Raw genomic sequence first — 18,161 nt, 5'->3', positions numbered from 1 at the left:
ATGCTTCGGCAATTCGGCACACCGCGCACAGAATCGCGCACGACTCATTCCGACCCGCCGGCCCTGGCAACGGCCTCCGTTCGGGGTCCCACCGAACGCTCCGCCCCGGCCCAGTCGGGATCCGGCCACCCCTGGATTACGTCAAGATCGTTGACATAGCCTGTGGGGCATGAGCGAACGCGTAGTCCCCGAGCCCGAGCGCCGTCGACGCCGACCCACCAAACAGGGCGTGGTGCTCTCCCGGGAACTGATCGTCGACACCGCGCTACGGCTGGTCGGGCAGCACGGGGCCGACGCACTCACCGTCCGGCGGCTCGGCACCGCGCTCGGCGCCGACCCCAGCGCGGTCTACCGCTACTTCCACAGCACCGACGACCTGCTGCTGGCCGTCGCCGACGAGCTGATCGGGCGCGCCCAGGCCGGCTGGGAGCCCACCGGCGACTGGCGGGCGGACCTGCGGGCCATCGGCCTGCGGATCCACGCCGCCTACCAGGCCCACCCGCAGGCCGCCGTGCTCGCCGCCCACCGCACCACCGGCCGCACCCACGAGGTAGCCGCCGTCGAGGCGATCCTCGGGGTCCTGCGAAGGGCGGGCTTCCCCGATCCGGAGGCGGTACGGATCTACCACGCCTTCGTGGACCAGAGCCTGGGGTTCGCCGCCCTGGACGCCGCCGCCCTCGCCCTCCCGGCGGCCGCGGCGCGAGCCGATCTGGAGGTCTGGCAGGCCTCCTACGCACGTCTGGACGCCGCCACCCACCCCCACATCGCCGCCACCGCCCACCTGCTCACCACCGACATGCGGCGCAGCGGCTACCCGTACGCCCTGGACCTGCTCCTGGACGCGGCCGAGGCCCGGCTGGCGGCGCTGGGCTGAGCACGGGCAGGGGAGGCGGCGCGGGCACGGGAGCGGGCTCCGAAAGCCGACCGTCGCCGGGCCCGGTGGGCTCGGCGACGGCGAACGGTGCGGCGGGGCGGGCGCGTTCAGTCGGCCGCGTGGACCAACTCACCGCCCACGCACGTCCGCAGCACTCGGGCGTCGGCGATCTCCTCGGCGGGGCCGGTGAGGATGTCCCGGTCGAGGACGACCAGGTCGGCGAGCTGCCCGACGGCCAGCGCGCCCGCGTCGTCGTGGCCGTTCACATGCGCGGCACCGGCGGCGAGGGCGGAGGCGAGGTCGAGGCGCTGCTCGGGCAGGCAGACCCGGCCGTCGACGGCCTCCGGCTCCATCCGGTTGACCGCGACGTGCAGACCGGCCAGCGGGTCCGGGCTGCTCACCGGCCAGTCGCTGCCCGCCGCCAGGGTGACGCCCGCGCGCTGGAGCGCGCCGAACGGGTACTGCCAGGCGGCGCGTTCGGGGCCGAGGAAGGGGATGGTCAGCTCGTCCATCTGCGGTTCGTGCGCGCCCACAGCGGCTGGACGTCAATGCTGTTGTCATAAGGGGTTCCACTGCTCCACGGCCCCGCCGCCGGGCGGCGTCTCGAGGGCCCGCGCGTGCCCGGCGGATGCGGCATCCGCCGGGCGCGTGCAGGGTGGAGGGGTACGAACCGCCCGGCCGGCGACCGTCCGTAGCACTGCGGGCACCGTCCGCCGGGAAACCCGCCCCAGCCGCCGTCCTACGACCGAAGGAGGCGCCATGCTCACCCGGACGATCCCCCGTCGGGTTCTGGTGCTGACCGCCGTCGCCCTCGCCGCCCTGCCGGCCGCCGCGCTCACCTTCCCCGCCGAGGCCTCGGACTCCGCACCCGTGGCGGCGGCCCCCGCCGCCCCGGTCAGCTTCGTCGACCTGCCCGACAGCCCGCTGCCGAGCGATGACGCGCCGCACCAGATCACCGTCACCTACCGCAACCCCACGTCGACGGACCAGACGGTCGCCCCGCAGATCCTCATCGAGTCGCCCGATGAGGGCCCGTTCCTCGACCCGGCGCAGATCAGGCTCGAAATGCTGGGGACGGACGGACACTGGAACACCATGCCGCTCGCCAGCCAGACCGGCACCCTGTACACCGGGCTCATCCCGGCGAAGACCGTCCTGCACGGCTACCACAAGCTCACCGAGCACTACCGGCTGACGGTCCTCAAGGGGCCCGCCCAGGGCACGGTCGAGCCCCGGGTGGCGATCTACGCCTGAGCCCCGGTCAGGCCCTAGCCGCCCCCGCGGCCGCGATGGCGCCCAAGCGGGCGGCGGCCTCGGCGAGTTCGGCCGGTTCGGCCGCCGCGGCGAAGCCGAGCCGCAGGTGGCCGGCCGGCGGCTCGGCCGGGAAGTGGTGGTGCCCGAGGTTGACGGACACCCCGCACGCCGGTGCCGCCTCCGCGACGGCCGCCTCGGTGAGGCCGGACGGTAGCCGCACCCACAGGTGCAGGCCGCCCTCCGGTACGCGCGCCAGCGTCCAGTCCGGCACCTCGCGCGCCAGGGCGCCGGCCAGCACGGCGCAGCGCTGTTGCAGGGCGGTGGCCAGGCCGCGGAGATGGCGGTCCCAGGCGGGTGTGCTGAGCAGTTCGACCGCGGCCTCCTGCAGGGGGCGCGCGATGAAGAAGTCGTCGACCCGCCGCATCCCGAGCAGCCGCCGCATCACCGGCCCCCGGGCGATCAGCGCGCCGATCCGCAGGCTGGGCGAGGCGGGCTTGGTCAGCGAGGTGAGGTGGATGACGGTGCCGTCCCGGTCGTCGGCGACCAGCGGGCGGGGCACCGGCCGCCCGTGGCCGAGGTGGCGGGCGAAGTCGTCCTCGATCAGGAACGCCCCGGCGGCGCGCGCCACGTCGACGATCTGGCGGCGCCGTTCGCCGGACAGCACGGCTCCGGTCGGGTTGTGGAAGGTGGGCTGGCAGTAGAGCAGGCGCGCGCCCGTCATGGCGAAGGCGTCGGCGAGCAGGTCGGGGCGCAGCCCCTGGTCGTCCATCGGTACGGGCACCGGTTGCAGTCCGGCGGACCTCGCGGCGGCGAGCGCGCCGGAGTACGTCGGCGACTCGACCAGGACCGGGCTGCCGGGCGCCGCGATGGCGCGGAACAGCATGGACAGTGCCCCCTGCCCGCCCCCGGTGACCAGGACGTCCTCGGGGCCGACGTCGCCGCCGGCCTGCCGGGCGAAGATCGTCCGCAACGTCGTCAGGCCCGCCGCCGGGGCGCGGTACCAGGCGTCCGGGCGCCGGGCGGCCCGGGCCAGGGCCCCGCTGAGCAGCCGGGTGGGTTGGAGGCTCTCGTGCAGGTAGCCGCCGGACAGCGGGATGGTGCCGACCGGCACCGTGCCCGGCTGCTCGTCGGGCTGCTCGGGCACGAAGTGGCGGCCGGCCAGGACGACCGCCTGCCAGGAGGTGTCCGGTTCGCCGCCGACGGTCCGCGGCCGCCGGGCGGCGACGTAGGTGCCGCTGCCGGGGCGGGTGACGACGGCGCCCTCGGCGGCCAGGAGGGCGATGGCCCTGGAGACGGTGACCGGCCCGACTCCGTGACGCGTGATCAGATCGCGGCTGCTGGGCAGGCGGTCGCCCGGGGAGAGTCGGGCGATCTCGGTCCGGAGGATCGCCACCAGGGTCTCGATACTGCTACCGTCGGACATGAAGAACGAGAATAGCGCTTTCCGCTCCAGCACGGAACCGCTCCTGGACCTCGCCGCCCTCCGGGCCGACACCCCCGGTTGCGAGGCGGTGATCCACTTCAACAACGCCGGCTGCGGACTGATGGCCCGTCCGGTCCTCCGGACGATGGTCGACCACCTGCGCCTGGAGGCCGGCATCGGCGGCTACGAGGCGGCCGCCGCCCGCGCCGCCGAGGTCGCCGGCTTCTACGCCGCGCTCGCCGAACTCCTCGGTACCCGCCCCGACAAGGAGGTCGAGTGGTGCCTGCGGCTCTCACCGCACTACTACAACACCGAGGACGAGGTCGACGCGGTGGCCGGCGCGGTCGCCGAACTCGCCGGGGGCGCGCGGTGACCCGGACCTCAGCCGCGCCGACCGCCGTCGACGCACCGACGGCTCCCCGAAGCCTCCGGCACAACGGCGACTTCCTCCGATTCTGGCTGGGCGAGACGGTCTCGCTGCTCGGCACCCAGGTGACCAACCTCGCCCTCCCGCTCACCGCGATCGGCGCCTTCGGCGCGAGCGACGAGCAGGTCGGACTGCTGCGCTTCCTGCAACTCGTCCCCTACCTCGGCCTCGCCCTGGTGATCGGCGTCTGGGCGGACCGGCACCGGCGGCGGCCGGTCATGCTCGCCGCCAACCTGGTCCGGCTGGTCCTGCTCGGCCTGGTACCGCTGCTGTACTGGTGGCACGCGCTCAACCTGCCGGTGCTGATGGTGATCGCCTGCACGGTCGGCATCGCCTCGGTGGTGTTCGACGTGAGCTGGATGTCCTACGTACCGGTGCTGGTACGCAGTCCCGAGCACTACGTGGAGGCCAGCGCCAAGATGGGCACCAGTTCCTCCGCCGCCGACGTCGCCGGGCCCGGGCTGGCGGGTGTCCTGGTGTCGGCGGTCGGCGCGCCGGTGGCGCTGCTGGTCGACGCCTGCTCCTACGCGGCTTCCCTGGTCTCGCTGCTGCTGATCCGCACGGCCGAGCCGCACCCCGAACCGGCCGCCGAGCGGCACCTGTGGCGCGAACTCAAGGACGGCATGGGCTGGGTGATGCGGGACAGGGTGCTGCGCTCGCTCGCGCTGATCGGCTTCTGCTGCAACTTCTCGATGATCACCGTGTGGACGATGTTCCTGCTCTACGGCCACACCGACCTCCACCTCGACTCGGCGACGATCGGCGCCGTCTTCTCCACCGCCTCCGTCGGCGGACTGATCGGCGCGCTGGTCTCCCGGAGGGTCATCGCGCGGTTCCCGCTCGGCCGCGTCTACCTGGTCGCCCAGTCGGCGCTGCTGCTGGGCCCGGGCCTGATCCCCGCCGCCACCGGGCCGCGGCCGGTGATGATCGGGATGTTCGTGCTCTCCTTCTTCACCACCTACCTCGGCCTCGGCGTGGCCGGGGTGATCATCGTCAGCCTCCGCCAGGCGGTGACACCGCAGTCGATGATGGGGCGGATGACCGCGGCGTTCCGGATGCTGCTCTTCGGCGGCGGATCGCTGGGCGGCCTGTCCGCCGGCCTGCTCACCGGGCAACTGGGCGCCCGGGGCGCCCTGACCGTGGCGGCGACCGGCTCCGCCGCCGTCGTCATGGCGCTGATGCTCTCCCCGGTCAGCCGCCTCCGGGCGTTGCCGACCGTGCCGGAACGGACCACCGGCCAGCAGCCCTGACGGCCCGGCGGGCACGGGGGCGGGCACGGGGGGCGGGGACGGGGGGCGGGCACGGGGGGCGGGGACGGGCGCGCGGGCGCACCCGGCGGTGCGCCTCAACTCGCCCCCCGTGCTTCCAAGTTCCGCTTGGGAGAGCATCGCCGCCAGTTATGGAAGAGGTCATCCTTTCGAGTGAGTTTGGCGGCCTCGCGTCCCACATTCGCGCAGCAGTTGTCCGCTATCCGGCGAGTTCAAACGTGGTCACACCCATCGAATCCAGGGGCAACAATCACCGAGTCGATCTGACGACACGTCGGTTGTTCAAATACCGGAGAGAGGACCAGTCGTGACCACCGAGGCCGTTCCGCAGAACCAGCCGAGCCAGCAGAGCCTCAGTACCTCGGCAGCCCGCAACCTCGCCACCACCACCAAGACCGTGCCGCAGATGCTCGGGATCACCCCCCGCTACCTGCTGCGCGCACTCCCCTGGGTGGACCTGGAGGCGGGTGTCTACCGGGTCAACCGCCGCCGGGGCTTCATCCTCGGCGACGGGCTGGTCAGCACGTACGTCGACGGCGCCGGCGCCACCCGGGTCATCGCCGAGGACCTGCGCGAGCTGGCCTTCCTCAGCCAGGTCGACAGCCCGGTGCTCAGCACGCTGGCGGGCGGGTTCGTCGAGCGCGAGGTCGCGCCCGGCGAGCTGATAGTCGACGCCGGCGCCCCGGCCGAGCAGCTGCACATCATCGCGTTCGGCCGCGCCGAGAAGCGCGCCACCGGCGCGTACGGCGACGACGCCCTGCTGGCCGTGCTCGGCGAAGGGGACTTCTTCGACGCCGCCGCCTGGGCCAACGGCAGCGCCGTCACCTACCGGGTGAAGGCCGTCACCGGCTGTACCGTGCTCTCCCTCGACCGCCGCATGCTCGTCGAACTCGCCGACCGGGAGCCCTCGTTGCGCGCCCAGCTGACCGAGTTCGCCGTCGGTCAGGCCCCGACCGACCCCGAGCACCCGATCGCCCTCCAGTCGGGCCACTCCGGCGAGCCGTACCTGCCGGAGACCTTCGTCGACTACGACGAGAGCCCGCGCGAGTACGAGCTGAGCATCGCCCAGACCGTCCTCAAGGTACACACCCGCGTCGCGGACATCTACAACTCCGACATCGACCAGGTCCGGGCCCAACTCCGCCTGACCGTCGAGGCGCTGCGCGAGCGCCAGGAATGGGAGATGCTCAACCACCCCGAGTACGGCCTGCTCAACAACGTCGTGCCGACCCAGCGCGTGCGCACCCGCAAGGGCGCGCCCACCCCGGACGACCTGGACGAGCTGCTCACCCGGGTCTGGAAGCAGCCGGCGTTCTTCCTGGCCCACCCGAGGGCGATCGCCGCGTTCGGGCGCGAGTGCACCCGGCGCGGGGTGCCGCCGCAGATCGTCGAGCTGTTCGGCAGTCCGTTCCTGACCTGGCGCGGCGTGCCGCTGCTGCCGTCCGACAAGCTGGACCTCAAGGGCTCGGCGAACTCGGCGCCCGGCACCACCAACATCCTGCTGATGCGCGTCGGCGAGGAGTGCCAGGGCGTGGTGGGCCTGCGGCCGGCGAAGGTGCCGGACGAGGTCGAGCCCGGCCTGGCGGTGCGCGCGATGGGCGTCGACCGGCAGGCCATCACCTCCTACCTGGTGACCGGCTACTTCTCGACCGCCGCGCTCGTGGACGACGCCATCGCGGTGCTCCAGAACGTCGAGGTGTCCAACTACCATGACTACTCCTGACGGTTCCGGGCGCGGTACCGGGATCAGCGGGGCGCCGGGAGGCATCTCCACCGCCACCGCCCCGACGGCCACGGCCCCGACGGCGACCACCCCGACGGCCCCGACGACGATCCCGCTCCCCGAGGCGCTCGCCCATGCCGCCGGCGGCCCCCGGTACTGGCTGCCGACCCAGGCGCACCGGTCGTCGCCGCCCACCGCGCCCACCGGCGGATTCGACGTCGAGGCCGTCCGCCGCGACTTCCCCCAGCTGCACCGCGAGGTCAACGGCCGCCCGCTGGTCTGGCTGGACAACGGCGCCACCACCCTCAAGCCCCGCCAGGTGGTCGAGGCCGTCGGCGAGCACTACGCGACGGGCACCTCCAACGTCCACCGGGGTGCCCACACCCTCGCCAAACAGGCCACCCGGATCTACGAGGAGGGCCGCGCCGAGGCCGCCAAGCTGCTCGGCACCCCGGATCCGGACGAGATCGTCTTCGTCCGGGGCACCACCGAGGCCGTCAACCTGGTGGCGCAGACCTGGGGCCGGGCCAACCTCGGCGTCGGCGACGAGATCCTGGTCTCCGCCGCCGAGCACCACTCCAACCTGGTGCCCTGGCAGCTGATCGCCAAGGAGCGCCGGGCCCGGGTCGTCCCCATCCCACTGCTCCCCGACGGGCGGTTGGACCAGGACGCCTACCGGGACCTGCTCGGCTTCCGGACCAAACTCGTGGCGCTCACCCACGCCTCGAACGTGCTGGGGACCGTCCCGCCGGTGGCCGAGATGACGGCGCTGGCCCACCGGTACGGCGCCAAGGTGCTGGTCGACGGCGCCCAGGCGGTGAGCCACTTCCCGGTGGACGTCACCGCCCTGGACGCCGACTTCTACACCTTCTCGGGGCACAAGGTCTTCGCCCCGACCGGGATCGGCGCGCTGTACGGCAAGCGGGAGCTGCTGGAGGCCATGCCCCCGTGGCAGGGCGGCGGCAACATGATCGACTCGGTGAGCTTCGAGGAGACCAGCTACGCCCCCGTCCCGCACCGTCTGGAGGCCGGCACCGGCCACATCGCCGGGGTCGCCGGACTGCGGGCGGCCCTGCGGTACCTGTCCGGGCTGGACCGGCAGGCCGCCACGGCGCACGAGGAGCAGCTCACCGCGTACGCCACGGCCGCACTGGCCACCGTGCCCGGGCTCCGGCTGATCGGCAACGCGCCGGGCAAGATCGGGGTGCTCACCTTCCTGGTCGCCGGGACGGATCCGATCGCCCTCGCCGGGGCGCTCGACCAGCAGGGCATCGCGATCCGCGCCGGCCACCACTGCGCCCAACCCGCTCTTGCCGCCTACGGGTTGCAGAGTGCGGCGCGGGCCTCGCTCGCCCTGTACAACACCGTGCAGGACGTCGACGCCCTGGTGGCCGCCCTCCAGGGCATCCAGGCGGCGGCCGACACCGGGTGACCGGCGTCGGGGGCGGGCACCGGGCCGGTGCCCGCCCCCGGCATTCCCCGCGGCTACCCGGCGACCGCCGTGACGGAGCCGGCGACCCCGCAGCGGGCCGCGTACTGCACCAGGCCCTCGGCGCTCGTCCCCGCCCAGCCGACGTAGCCGTCCGGGCGGATCAGGAACACACCGGTGCCGTACTCCTCGTAGGGCGGGATGCGCACCACCGGGACGTCGAGGGCGGGCAGTTCGCCCTCGACGCCGACCGTCAGCAGCGTCCAGTGCGGCCCGCGGAAGGCGTCGAACAGCCGGATGCCGCCGCGCCGACCGTCCGGGGCGCGGTCGCCGGCCCGCAGCGCGTCCTCGGCGAGGGCCGGGCGGGTGTCCACGGCGAGCGAGGACTCCCGGTAGCCGAGGCCGAGTTGCTGGGTGGCCCGGCCTCGGCGGACCTCGCCGCGATGGACCTTGGTGGACAGCTCCAGCATCGCCGCGGCGTTGGCCCGGCGCTCCTCCTCGTAGCTGTCGAGCAGTGCGTCGTCCGCCTTCTCGGTGAGCACGGCGGCCAGCTTCCAGCCGAGGTTGTAGGCGTCCTGGATGCTGGTGTTGAGGCCTTGGGCGCCCGCCGGGGAGTGCACATGGGCGGCGTCGCCCGCGAGCAGGACCCGGCCGGAGCGGAAGCGGTCGGCGAGGGCCGCGCGCGGCCGGAACTCGGAGGCCCAGCGCACCCCGTCGACGTGCTCGGCGGTCAGGTGGGAGCGCTCGGCGACCAGCGCCCGGATGCCGTCGAGCGTGAGGTCGACGGCCGTCCCCTCCGGGAACTGGGCGACGAGCTGGAACTCCTCGGTGCCGGCCAGCGGGCAGATCGCCAGCAGGCCCTGCTCGGCCGGGAAGACGTGCCAGTGCTCGCGGCCGAGGCCGGTGAGCCGGATGTCCGCGACCAGCATCGGGCCCGGGTCGACGGTCTCCCCCGTCATGCCGATGCCGAGCAGTCGGCGCACCGTCGAGCGCCCGCCGTCGGCGGCGACCGCGTAGCGGGCCCGGACCGGGCCGCCGGTCGCGAACTCGGCGGTCACGCCCCGCGCGTCCTGTGTCAGGCTGACCAGCTCGCGCCCGAAGTCGACCTCGCCGCCCAGTTCGCGCAGCCGGCGGTACAGCACCTGCTGGGTGCGCCACTGGGGCACCATCAGCGTCTCGGTGTACGGCTCGGCCTCGGAGGGCTCGGTCGGGTCGTACATCCGGTGCTCGCCCTGCGGTTCGCCGGCCTTCCAGCGCAGGCTCGGCGGGTAGTGGCCGGCCGTCGCGCGGATCTCGGCGAGCACGCCGAGGTCGTCCAGGACCTCCAGGGTGCGCGGTTGGAGGCCCTTGCCCCGCGAGCCGGGGAAGAGCTGCGCACCGCGCTCGACCAGCAGCGCGGCGACGCCGTGCCGGGCGAGGTCGAGGGCGAGGGCGAGGCCGGTGGGACCGGCGCCGACGATCAGGACCCCGGTGTCCGTCCCGTGGTCGGACACACCGTGCTCGAACAGGCCGTGGTCGGTCACGGCAACCCCCTTTAACGTTGTTAAACAGCCGTTGCCCCCAGCCTGCAATTAACGGCGTTAAACTGTCAACCGTGACCTCACGGAGAACCCCCAGACTCGACCGCGCCCAGGTCGTCGACACCGCGCTGACCCTCCTGAACGAGGCCGGCCTGGACGGCCTCACCCTGCGCGCGATCGCCGCCCGACTGGACGTCAAGGCACCGGCGCTGTACTGGTACTTCAAGGACAAGCAGGCGCTGCTCGACGAGATGGCCACCGAGATGATGCGCCGCATGACGGCCGAGGTCGGGCCGACGGCGGGCGACTGGCGGGAGGCGTACCTGACGACCATGCGCACCCTGCGCGCCCAGCTGCTGCGCTACCGCGACGGCGCCAAGGTCTACAGTGGCGCCCGGTTCACGGACACCTCGTACGCGTCGGGCCTGGAGTCCTCGCTGCGGCTGCTGACCGAGGCCGGCTTCAGCCCGTCGGCGGCCGCCCGGGCCTGGTACACGGCCTACAGCTACACCGTCGGCTTCGTCATCGAGGAGCAGTCGATGGGCCCCAACCCCTTCGACGGCGAGGAGGGTTACGACCTGGACGCGCGCGCCGAGCGGCTGGCCGCCCACCCGCTGGCCGCCGAGGCGGGCCGGGTGATGTTCCAGGACTTCGACCGGGGCTTCGAGCAGGGCCTCGCCGCGGTGCTGGCGGGAGTGGAGGCGACGCTGCTGGCGTGAAACCGTCGGGTGGGTGTCCTGTAATCGCCCTATTCGACGGGCATTCGACGGACTTGTCTGCCGAATCGCAGCCCTGACGCATCGTTCCGTACCACTGCGGTTAACCACGGGTTTACATACACCTGTTGACCGCGTTCACCTCCTGTGTCTAGTTTCGAGCCGCCGCGTCGTGCTACGCGCGTCACGGCCCCAACTTCTGACACAGATGACGATGACGTCGAGGAACCAACCATGCACGCAGTCCCCACCCGCAAGCGGTGGCTCCGGTACGGTGCCGGCCTGATCAGTGCGGCCTCGCTGACCGCGTTCGGCGGCGCGCCCGCCGCCTTCGCGGCCGACGGCCCGCAGACCGCCACGCCGATCCAGCACCTGGTGGTGATATTCCAGGAGAACGTCTCCTTCGACCACTACTTCGGCACCTACCCGAACGCGGCCAACACCGCCGACGACAAGGTGAAGTTCACCGCCAAGCCCGGCACCCCCAAGGTGGACGGCCTGAGCGACGATCTGCTCCACAAGAACCCCAACCGGAACAACCCGCAGCGGCTGGGCCCGGCACAGGCCGTCACCTGCGACCAGGACCACACCTACAAGGACGAGCAGCTCGCCTTCGACGGCGGCAAGATGGACAAGTTCGTCGAGCACACCGACATCGAGAGCTGCAAGGCCCCGATGTACACCGCGCCCGGCCTGGTGATGGACTACTACGACGGCAACACCGTCACCGGCTACTGGAACTACGCCCAGCGCTTCGCGATGAGCGACAACTCCTTCGGCACCAACTACGGCCCGTCCACCCCCGGTGCGATCAACCTGGTCTCCGGCCAGCTGCACGGCGGTTACCCGGTCGACCCGAAGACCGGCCAGAAGACCACCGACGCCTACGTGGTCGCCTCCCCGGACGCCAACGGCGTCGGCACCGTCATCAACGACCCCGACCCGGGCTACGACGAGTGCTCCAACCCCAAGCACAACCAGTTGGTCATGACCGGCAAGAACGTCGGCGACCTGCTCAACGACAAGGGCGTCTCCTGGGGTTGGTTCCAGGGCGGCTTCAAGCCGACCGGCACCAAGGACGGCAAGGCCGTCTGCGAGGCCGCGCACAACAACATCGTGGGCGCGTCGCAGACCGACTACAACCCGCACCACGAGCCGTTCCAGTACTACAAGTCCACGGCGAACCCGAAGCACCTGGCGCCGAAGGACGTGGCCGAGATCGGCCACGACGGCCAGGCGAACCACCAGTACGACCTGACCGACTTCGACGCCGCCCTCCAGCACGGCAACCTGCCGGCCGTCAGCTACCTCAAGGCCGCCAACTACCAGGACGGCCACGCGGGTTACTCCGACCCCCTGGACGAGCAGCACTTCGTCGTCGACACCCTGAACAAGGTGCAGAAGTCCAAGGACTGGGCCTCCACCGCCGTCGTCATCGCCTACGACGACTCGGACGGCTGGTACGACCACAAGTTCGCCGAGCCCGTCAACGGTTCCAAGGACGCCGCCAACGACGGTCTGAGCGGCGCCGGCCAGTGCGGCAAGGACGCCGGCTGGGGCGGCTACGCCGACCGCTGCGGCTTCGGCCCGCGCCTGCCGCTGCTGGTGGCGTCCCCGTACGCCAAGGCCAACTTCGTCGACCACACCCAGACCGACCAGACCTCGATCCTGCGGTTCGTCGAGGACAACTGGAAGACCGGCCGGATCGGCGACTTCTCCTTCGACGAGCACGCCGGCTCCATCGAGGGCATGTTCGACTTCAAGAACGCCCAGGCCGCCACCCTGATCCTGGACCCGGCCACCGGCCAGCCGGCCGGCGGCGACTCCACCCCCTCCGGCCAGCCCACCGGCGGCTCCTCGGCCACCACCCCGGCCGGCTCGGCGACCTCGACCGACGGCGCCGGCTCCACCGCGGTCGCGGGTGCCACCAGCAGCGCGAGCGGCCCGGCGCTGGCCGCGACCGGTGCCGACTCCAACACCGGGCCGATCGCGGCCGGGGCCGTGGCGCTGCTGGCGATCGGCGGCGGCGCGGTCTTCCTCGCCCGCCGCAAGCGCGGTCGCCGCGCCTGACACACGGCCGTGCCCTGCAACACCCCGACACCGCCGGGTCCTCTTCACCGAGGGCCCGGCGGTGTCGCCGTACCCGGGGTCAGGCGTTCATGGACTCACCGACCCGCAGCGCCCTGACCTGAGTCCGGCTACCCTTCCCGCCATGACCGCAACGACCCCGTGCCGCCGCGCCGTCCTCGGCGCGGCGCTGGCGGCGGCCCTCACCGCCGGTTGCTCGGGCGGCGACGGGCCGGTGCGCTCGCTGCGGCTGGCGACCGGGCCAGAGGGCGGGCCGTACAACGCGTTCGGGCGCTCCTTCACCGAGGCCGTGACAGCGGGCAGGCGGCTGACCCTCACCCCGGTGAGCAGCGCGGCGAGCGTGGACAACCTCCAGCAGCTCGACGACGGCACCGTGGACCTCGCGCTGACCACCGCCGACGTGGCCGAGGACGCGGTGCTGGGCCGGGACACCTTCACCCGCCCGCTCGGGCTGACGGCACTGGCCCGGGTCTACGTCAACTACCTCCACCTGCTGGCCCCCGCCGACGGCCCGGTGCGCGAGCTCGCCGACCTCGCCGACCGCCGGGTGGCGACCGGTGCTGTGGGCTCCGGACTCCAGGTGACGGCGAAGCGGCTGCTGCGGGAGGCGGGGCTCGGTGTGCGACAGCGGTCGCTCGGGCTGGCCGAGTCGCTGGCGGCCCTGCGCACCGGCGCGCTGGACGCGGTGTTCTGGTCCGGCGGGGTGCCGACACCCGCCGTGTCCGAGCTGGCGCGGGAGCTGCCGCTGCGGTTCGTCCCGCTGGACGCGATCGCCGCGACCCTGCGCGAGCGCTACGGCCCGGTCTACGCGGCCGTCACCCTCCCGGCCGGCGCCTACGGTCTTCGCGGCCCGGTCGGCACCCTCGGCGTCGGCAACTACCTGACCGCCCGGCCGGGGGTGCCCGAGGACGCGGTGCGGCGGCTGCTGGAGATCCTCTTCGACCAGTGGGCCACCCTGCTGCGGGCCGTCACGGCGGGCGCCCGGCTGGAGCCCCGCTTCGCCGTCTCCACCGGGGCGGTGCCGCTCCACCCGGGGGCGGCGTCCTACTACCGCTCGGTGTACGGCTAGTGAGCCGGTTCGGAGTCGGTTCGTCGTCTCATGAGTCGCCGCGCCTCACCGTAGTCGTCGGCGGCCGCTGCGGTGGCGCGACCGGGCGTGGACTGGTAAGGGTGGGAACGAGGGGGTCCGCAGGACGTGAGTCGTGCGAAGACTCCACTCGCGCCGCGTGGTGGGCTCCTTCCCGGTCCGGCACCAAGGCATCGCACTCGGGCCAACGGTGCCGTGCTGGACCACCTGGGCACGGAGGTGCGCTGGGTGATCGAAGCGGATTTCGCCGGGTGCCGGAACCCGCTCGAACCAGTGCTCTCGACCCGGTCGTGAAAGTGCGCAGATTGCGGTTTCCCTATGACTGGGATCGGGCATAGGGGCCGCAAATCCGCGCAGTGCGGAGAGACTCGCCGTCAAGTCCGCTGTCGAGCTCCGTCTCTGCGATGTCTCCGCGCGGGCCCTCGCCGCCCTCCGCGGCGATATCACAGGGTCGGTGCTTCGTACTAGGCCACGGGCAGCCGGAACTCGACGGTCAGTCCGTGCGGGCTGGTCCCGGCGACGGTCAGCGAGCCGCCGCAGGCGCGGGCCAGCTCGTCGGCGATGGCCAGGCCCAGCCCGGTGCCGGGGATGTTCTGGTGCTCCGGTGCACGCGCGAACCGCCGTAGCAGAAACGGGAGTTGATCCGATGGGACGCCGGGTCCGGTGTCGGCCACCCGGACCACCGCGCCACCCTCGGCGGCCTCCGCGAGCACCCGGACCCGCTCCCCCACCGGCACGAACTTGCTCGCGTTGTCCAGCAGCGCGTCCAGGATCCGTCCGGCCGCGTCGGGCAGCGCCAGGGCGCGCAGGCCGGGCGCGACCTCCGCCGTCAGCTCCAACCCGCCGGCCTCGAACACCGGCGCCCAGGCCGCCACCCGGTCGGTCACCGCCGAGGAGACGTCGCACTCCCCCAGCGGCGCGGTGGCCGACTCCATCCGGGCCAGCGCCAGCAGGCCGTCCAGCAACTCGGCCAGCCGGTCGGCCTCGTCCAGGGCCAGTGCGTGCGCCTGCCGCCCCGGGCCGGGGCGGACGTGCGGTTCGGTGTTCTCCAGTTGCAGCACCAGGGTGGCCAGCGGGTTGCGCAGTTGGTGGGAGGCGTCGGCGACGAAGTCGCGCTGGCGGCGCAGCGCGTCGGCCACGGCCCGCGCCATGCCGTCGAAGTGCCGTCGCAGCCGCCGCAGTTCGGGCGGGCCGGTGTCGGCGGCGACCCGGACCTCGAAGCGGCCGCCGGCCACCGTGGCCACCGCCCGGTCCAGGTCGTCGACCGGCCGCAGCAGCCAGCGGGCGATCCCGGCCGCGACCAGGGCGGCGGCGCCGAAGGCGGTGACGGCCCCGGCCGCGATCAGGACCCAGCGCACCAGCACGTCATGGCGGGCGGCGTCGGTGGGGACGGTCAGCAGGACGGCGCCGCCCACCCGTTCGTCCTGGCCGACCGGTTCGGCGAGGACGACGGTGTCCGGACCCCAGGGGCGGACGGTGGGCAGCGCCTCGGTGGAGCGGCCGGTGAGGGCGCGGCTCTGCGCGTCCAGCGCGGCCGCGCCGCCCGGGGCCGGGCCGGCCTGGCCGACGGTGTGCCCGGCGGTGTCGACCACGGTCACCGCCGCGCCGTAGAGCTGGGCGTAACGGGTGAGTTCGGCGTCGAGCTCGCGACGGTCGGCGTCGGTGCGGATCCGGTTGGCGAGGTCGGCGAAGCGCACGCCGTCGGCCCGGCGCTGCAGCAGCAGGTGCTCGGTGCGGCCGCGGGCGTAGGAGTCGGCCAGCGGCAGCGAGAGCAGCAGCACGGCCGTGCCGATCAGCGCGGTCAGCACGGCCAGCAGGCGGCGCCTCACGGGTCCTCCAGCTCGCCGAGCTGGTAGCCGTAGCCGCGGATGGTGCGGACCAGGCCGGCCCGGCCGGTCTTGGCGCGGATGCCGGCCACGTGCACGTCCAGCGAGCGGGAGGAGGCGAGGAAGGCGTCGCCCCAGATCCGGTCGAGGATCTCCTCGCGGGAGCGGACGTCGCCGGGCTGGCCGGCGAGCAGCGCGAGGACGTCGAACTCGCGGCGGGTGAGCCGGACGTGGGCGCCGTCGACGGTCACGGTGCGCCCGGCCAGGTCGATCGCCACGTCGCCGGTGCGCACCCGCCGCCCGCCGCCGTCCGGTCCGCCCGGCCCGTCCTGGCCGGGGGCGGTGCCGGTGCGGCGGCGGACGGTGTCGATCCGGGCGATGAGTTCGGCCATCCGGAACGGTTTGATGACGTAGTCGTCGGCCCCGGCCCGCAGGCCCTGCACGATGTCGCGCTCCTCGCTGCGGGCGGTGACCACGATCAGCGGCAGGGAGCAGACCGTACGGAGCTTGCGCAGCAGGTCGAGGCCGTCCAGGTCGGGCAGGCCGAGGTCGAGCAGGACGAACTCGGCCTCCCGGGCGTGCCGGAGCGCCTCGGCGGCGCGGACCACCCGGCGCACGGTGTGCCCGCGCCGGGTGAGCGCGGTGGCGAGGGCCTGGGCCATGCGGTCGTCGTCCTCGACGAGCAGCATGTGCATGGATCCTCCCCGCCGTGGGACCGCTGTGAGGTGCCTACCGTACGGCCTCGGCCCGGGCGGGGGCCGCCGGGGTCCGCTCGGGGCTGAGCACGACCCGCCGGGTGTCCGGCATCAGCACGTAGGTGACCAGGGAGACCAGGGCGCAGCCGGAGACGTACCAGAAGAAGCCGGACTCGTGGCCGCTGTTCTTGAACCAGAGGGCGATGTACTCGGCGGTGCCGCCGAACAGCGCGTTGGCGAGGGCGTACGGGAGGGCGACGCCGAGGGCGCGGATGCGGGTGGGGAACAGTTCGGCCTTCACGGCCGCGTTGATCGAGGTGTAGCCGGTGACGATCAGCAGCGCGACCAGGGAGAGTCCGAGCGCGGACCAGTAGTCGGAGGCGGAGCCGAGTGCGGTCATCAGCGGGTAGGTGCCGACGGTGCAGCCGAGCGCGAAGGTGATCAGCAGCGGGCGGCGGCCGATCCGGTCGGAGAGCAGGCCGGCCAGTGGCTGGACGGCGGCGAAGACGGCGAGCGCGGTGAAGCTGACCAGGGTCGCGGTGTTCTTGGAGAGCCCGGCGCTGCCGATCAGGTACTTGGTCAGGTAGGTGGTGTACGTGTAGTAGGCGACGGTGCCGCCGAGGGTCAGGGCCATCACCAGGCCGGCCTGGCGCCGGTGTTCCCAGAGGCTGCGCAGGGTGCCGCGGGTGCCGGTCCGGTCGCCGTCGGCGGTCTCAGCGGTGAAGGCCTCGGTCTCCGGCAGCCGGCGGCGCAGCCAGAGCACCACGGCGGCGAGGGCGGCGCCGAGCAGGAAGGGCACCCGCCAGCCCCAGGAGTGGAGTTGGGCGTTGCCGAGGGTGTGCTGCATGACGATGAGGATGCCGAGGCCGAGGAGTTGGCCGCAGGTCATCGAGACGTACTGGAAGGAGGAGCCGAGTCCGCGCCGGTTCGGCGCGGAGGCCTCGGTCAGGTAGGTGGCGCTGGCCGCGTACTCGCCGCCGATGCTCATGCCCTGGAGCAGTCGGGCGAACAGCAGGACGACCGCGCCGAGGTAGCCGGCCTGGTCGTAGGTCGGGGCGACGGCGATCAGCACGGCCGCCGCGGACATCATGGTGACGGTCAGTGTGAGCGCGCTCTTGCGCCCGTGCCGGTCGGCCGCCCGGCCGAGCAGCCAGCCGCCGACCGGGCGCATCAGGAAGCCGACGGCGAAGATCCCGGCGGTGTTCATCAGCTTCGCGGTGGAGTCGGAGCCGGGGAAGAAGTCGTCGGCGAAGTAGACCGCGAAGCTGGCGTAGACGAACCAGTCGTACCACTCCACCAGGTTTCCCAGTGACCCGCCGATCAGGGCGAGCCGTCGCCTGGCGCGCTCCCCGCCGGGCGGCTGCGGGCGGACGGTGTGGGACGGGGACATGGCGGCTCCCGGGATCCGGTGCGGTGGGTGGAGACCCAGAGCGTGCAGCCGCCGGTCGGGCGGCGGCAAGGACCACCGCGCAGATCTAACATTCCGCTAAGGAAGCGGCCTGGTGGCCCGCCGTTCAGCGGGAGGTGCGGGCCGGGTCGTCGACGATCGGCATCCGGCCCTCGCGGTGGGCGGCGCGCACGTCGTCCAGGTACTCGCGGGAGAGCATCGCGGAGACGATCGCGACGCCGCCGCGGTGGACCCTGATCTCGCCGTCGGTGACGGTGCCGGTGAGCCGCACCCGGCGGGCGCCGGCCTTCGCCGGGGCCCGGTGGTCCTCGACCTTGCCCCGGGCGTTCCAGCGCAGGTCCCAGTGGTCCAGCCCGGTGTCCTCGGGGAGCAGCAACTTGACCATGGCGCGCTGCAGTTCGAGGTGGATCTCGACCTCGTCGG

15 protein-coding genes and 1 pseudogene are annotated in these 18,161 nt (G+C 73.2%); 9 read left to right on the top strand and 7 right to left on the bottom strand.

Annotated elements, in window-relative coordinates; all coding sequences use genetic code 11:
• Positions 1-169 precede the first annotated feature (169 nt).
• Entirely contained in the window at positions 170-874 is a 705-nt protein-coding gene (locus ACH4E7_RS12665) for a TetR/AcrR family transcriptional regulator (protein WP_396249041.1), read from the top strand.
• Positions 875-981: 107 nt separating this feature from the next.
• Here ACH4E7_RS12665 and ACH4E7_RS12660 read toward each other — a convergent pair.
• Positions 982-1,421 (bottom strand): annotated as a pseudogene (locus tag ACH4E7_RS12660) (amidohydrolase family protein); the annotation flags it as partial.
• Positions 1,422-1,633: 212 nt separating this feature from the next.
• Between ACH4E7_RS12660 and ACH4E7_RS12655 the strand changes: the two are divergent.
• Positions 1,634-2,128: a signal peptide protein gene (locus ACH4E7_RS12655; protein ID WP_396249040.1), complete on the top strand. Its 495-nt coding sequence runs from the start codon at positions 1,634-1,636 to the stop codon at positions 2,126-2,128.
• A gap of 7 nt (positions 2,129-2,135) precedes the next feature.
• On the opposite strand, the gene ACH4E7_RS12650 is transcribed toward ACH4E7_RS12655, so the two are convergent.
• Positions 2,136-3,551: a PLP-dependent aminotransferase family protein gene (locus ACH4E7_RS12650; protein ID WP_396249039.1), complete on the bottom strand. Its 1,416-nt coding sequence runs from the start codon at positions 3,549-3,551 to the stop codon at positions 2,136-2,138.
• On the opposite strand from ACH4E7_RS12650, the gene ACH4E7_RS12645 reads away from it, so the two are divergent.
• The 4 genes from ACH4E7_RS12645 to ACH4E7_RS12630 all read left to right on the top strand — a co-directional run bounded on the left by ACH4E7_RS12645 (position 3,550) and on the right by ACH4E7_RS12630 (position 8,401).
• On the top strand, positions 3,550-3,924 hold the full coding sequence (locus tag ACH4E7_RS12645; protein ID WP_396249038.1) for a hypothetical protein: 375 nt from the start codon (positions 3,550-3,552) through the stop codon (positions 3,922-3,924). The genes ACH4E7_RS12650 and ACH4E7_RS12645 overlap by 2 nt on opposite strands.
• Positions 3,921-5,228, top strand: a complete 1,308-nt coding sequence (locus ACH4E7_RS12640) for an MFS transporter (protein ID WP_396249037.1) — start codon at positions 3,921-3,923, stop codon at positions 5,226-5,228. Before ACH4E7_RS12645 ends, ACH4E7_RS12640 begins: the two co-directional genes overlap by 4 nt.
• A gap of 325 nt (positions 5,229-5,553) precedes the next feature.
• The gene (locus ACH4E7_RS12635; RefSeq protein ID WP_396249036.1) at positions 5,554-6,969 is read left to right on the top strand and encodes a family 2B encapsulin nanocompartment shell protein; all 1,416 of its coding nucleotides are present in this window, start codon (positions 5,554-5,556) and stop codon (positions 6,967-6,969) included.
• Positions 6,956-8,401, top strand: a complete 1,446-nt coding sequence (locus ACH4E7_RS12630) for a SufS family cysteine desulfurase (RefSeq protein WP_396249035.1) — start codon at positions 6,956-6,958, stop codon at positions 8,399-8,401. Before ACH4E7_RS12635 ends, ACH4E7_RS12630 begins: the two co-directional genes overlap by 14 nt.
• A 53-nt stretch (positions 8,402-8,454) precedes the next feature.
• Here ACH4E7_RS12630 and ACH4E7_RS12625 read toward each other — a convergent pair whose 3' ends face one another.
• Positions 8,455-9,921, bottom strand: coding sequence for an FAD-dependent monooxygenase (locus ACH4E7_RS12625; RefSeq protein WP_396249034.1), 1,467 nt, complete (start codon positions 9,919-9,921; stop codon positions 8,455-8,457).
• A gap of 71 nt (positions 9,922-9,992) precedes the next feature.
• On the opposite strand from ACH4E7_RS12625, the gene ACH4E7_RS12620 reads away from it, so the two are divergent.
• From ACH4E7_RS12620 to ACH4E7_RS12610, 3 genes are all read left to right on the top strand, one after another.
• Positions 9,993-10,637 (top strand): TetR/AcrR family transcriptional regulator C-terminal domain-containing protein, encoded by a 645-nt coding sequence (locus ACH4E7_RS12620; RefSeq protein WP_396249033.1) that lies wholly within the window; start codon positions 9,993-9,995, stop codon positions 10,635-10,637.
• A 231-nt stretch (positions 10,638-10,868) separates the two neighbouring features.
• On the top strand, positions 10,869-12,704 hold the full coding sequence (locus ACH4E7_RS12615) for an alkaline phosphatase family protein (RefSeq protein WP_396249032.1): 1,836 nt from the start codon (positions 10,869-10,871) through the stop codon (positions 12,702-12,704).
• 142 nt (positions 12,705-12,846) lie between these two features.
• Positions 12,847-13,791, top strand: coding sequence for a TAXI family TRAP transporter solute-binding subunit (locus ACH4E7_RS12610; RefSeq protein ID WP_396249031.1), 945 nt, complete (start codon positions 12,847-12,849; stop codon positions 13,789-13,791).
• A gap of 482 nt (positions 13,792-14,273) precedes the next feature.
• Here ACH4E7_RS12610 and ACH4E7_RS12605 read toward each other — a convergent pair whose 3' ends face one another.
• From ACH4E7_RS12605 to ACH4E7_RS12590, 4 genes are all read right to left on the bottom strand, one after another.
• Positions 14,274-15,638, bottom strand: a complete 1,365-nt coding sequence (locus ACH4E7_RS12605) for an ATP-binding protein (protein ID WP_396249030.1) — start codon at positions 15,636-15,638, stop codon at positions 14,274-14,276.
• Positions 15,635-16,330, bottom strand: coding sequence for a response regulator transcription factor (locus tag ACH4E7_RS12600; RefSeq protein WP_396249029.1), 696 nt, complete (start codon positions 16,328-16,330; stop codon positions 15,635-15,637). The genes ACH4E7_RS12605 and ACH4E7_RS12600 overlap by 4 nt, the downstream gene beginning before the upstream one ends.
• Before the next feature lie 34 nt (positions 16,331-16,364).
• Positions 16,365-17,720, bottom strand: coding sequence for an MFS transporter (locus ACH4E7_RS12595; RefSeq protein ID WP_396249028.1), 1,356 nt, complete (start codon positions 17,718-17,720; stop codon positions 16,365-16,367).
• A gap of 124 nt (positions 17,721-17,844) precedes the next feature.
• Positions 17,845-18,123 (bottom strand): hypothetical protein, encoded by a 279-nt coding sequence (locus ACH4E7_RS12590; RefSeq protein ID WP_396249027.1) that lies wholly within the window; start codon positions 18,121-18,123, stop codon positions 17,845-17,847.
• Positions 18,124-18,161 lie beyond the last annotated feature (38 nt).

It is taken from the genome of Kitasatospora sp. NPDC018058 (assembly GCF_044327205.1).
Lineage (GTDB): Bacteria > Actinomycetota > Actinomycetes > Streptomycetales > Streptomycetaceae > Kitasatospora.
The sequence above is the reverse complement of the archived record's forward strand: the minus strand, read 5'-3'. Positions and strand labels throughout refer to the sequence as shown.

Bases quoted from the DNA above. Each gene is read 5' to 3' on its own strand.
- ACH4E7_RS12665 (WP_396249041.1), top strand. From the start codon at position 170: ATGAGCGAACGCGTAGTCCCCGAGCCCGAGCGCCGTCGACGCCGACCC.
- ACH4E7_RS12655 (WP_396249040.1), top strand. From the start codon at position 1,634: ATGCTCACCCGGACGATCCCCCGTCGGGTTCTGGTGCTGACCGCCGTC.
- ACH4E7_RS12645 (WP_396249038.1), top strand. From the start codon at position 3,550: ATGAAGAACGAGAATAGCGCTTTCCGCTCCAGCACGGAACCGCTCCTG.
- ACH4E7_RS12650 (WP_396249039.1), bottom strand. From the start codon at position 3,551: ATGTCCGACGGTAGCAGTATCGAGACCCTGGTGGCGATCCTCCGGACC.
- ACH4E7_RS12630 (WP_396249035.1), top strand. From the start codon at position 6,956: ATGACTACTCCTGACGGTTCCGGGCGCGGTACCGGGATCAGCGGGGCG.
- ACH4E7_RS12615 (WP_396249032.1), top strand. From the start codon at position 10,869: ATGCACGCAGTCCCCACCCGCAAGCGGTGGCTCCGGTACGGTGCCGGC.
- ACH4E7_RS12610 (WP_396249031.1), top strand. From the start codon at position 12,847: ATGACCGCAACGACCCCGTGCCGCCGCGCCGTCCTCGGCGCGGCGCTG.
- ACH4E7_RS12600 (WP_396249029.1), bottom strand. From the start codon at position 16,330: ATGCACATGCTGCTCGTCGAGGACGACGACCGCATGGCCCAGGCCCTC.
- ACH4E7_RS12595 (WP_396249028.1), bottom strand. From the start codon at position 17,720: ATGTCCCCGTCCCACACCGTCCGCCCGCAGCCGCCCGGCGGGGAGCGC.
- ACH4E7_RS12590 (WP_396249027.1), bottom strand. From the start codon at position 18,123: ATGGTCAAGTTGCTGCTCCCCGAGGACACCGGGCTGGACCACTGGGAC.